This window comes from Vibrio sp. 1641, from assembly GCF_033339995.1.
Taxonomy (GTDB): Bacteria; Pseudomonadota; Gammaproteobacteria; order Enterobacterales; family Vibrionaceae; genus Vibrio; species Vibrio alginolyticus.
Window position 1 is genome coordinate 1 of the sequence record NZ_JAWOVP010000063.1, and the last position, 987, is coordinate 987.

Here is a 987-nt window from a genome sequence, read left to right on the forward strand (position 1 = left end):
AAACCGTGGCGGAGTGAATTTAGAAAATACGCACCCATTCACACGTGAGTTGTGGGGCAAGTATTGGACCTTTGCTCACAATGGTCAGCTGTCTGATTACCAAGATCTGTACACTGGGCGCCATCGTCCTGTTGGTCAAACAGACAGTGAGCTTGCGTTTTGTTGGCTGCTAAAGCAGATGGAAGATCGATATCCAGAGCCTCCTCAGGACATGGAATCTGTTTTTCTCTACATCGCTAAGTGCTGCGATCAGCTCAAAGAAAAAGGCGTGTTCAATATGTTGCTCAGCGACGGCGAGTTTGTCATGACGTATTGTACTAATCACTTGTATTGGATTACGCGTCGCGCTCCGTTTGGCAAGGCCGCTTTGCTAGATGAAGATGTGGAGATCAACTTCCAAGAAGAAACAACACCAAACGATGTTGTTTCTGTCATTGCGACTCAGCCTTTAACCGGCAATGAGACTTGGCATCGAATGAAGCCCGGTGAATATGGTTTGTTTCACCTTGGTGAACTGATCCAAAACAATGCATCTGATTTGAAAGATGTGCCATTTGAAGCGCCCAAACCAGGTAATCAAGCTCCGACCGAACCGTTGGAATAACGACGTTTCTAGACATCAAGTTTTCCAAATAACAAAAAGGCAGTCACTCGACTGCCTTTTTTGATGCGTTAAAAAGCACTTATTCTTCTTCAGCGGCTGCGTAGCCATGAGGGCCGAGTTCTTTGCCATCTAACCAAGCTCTGCCATCTTGCATGATTAAACGTTCTTCAACGAGCCACTTAGTCACGATAGGGTAAATGGTGTGCTCTTGAGTTTGTACACGCGCAGCGAGTGCTGCTGCATCATCATCTTCAAATACTGGCACTTTTGCTTGAAGAACTACGGGACCACCGTCTAACTCTTCTGTGACAAAGTGAACACTTGTACCGTGCTCTTTGTCTTTGGCGTCAATCGCGCGCTGGTGGGTGTGTAAACCTGGGTAT

General features: G+C 46.6%; 2 protein-coding genes. One reads left to right on the forward strand and one right to left on the reverse strand.

Annotation, left to right across the window (positions count from 1 at the left end; genetic code table 11):
* On the forward strand, positions 1-604 hold a 604-nt coding region (locus tag R7Z47_RS24165), incomplete at its 5' end, for a class II glutamine amidotransferase (RefSeq protein WP_318130676.1).
* 79 nt (positions 605-683) lie between these two features.
* On the opposite strand, the gene purN is transcribed toward R7Z47_RS24165, so the two are convergent.
* Positions 684-987 (reverse strand): phosphoribosylglycinamide formyltransferase (purN, locus tag R7Z47_RS24170; RefSeq protein ID WP_318130677.1); only part of this gene is annotated, 304 nt, incomplete at its 5' end.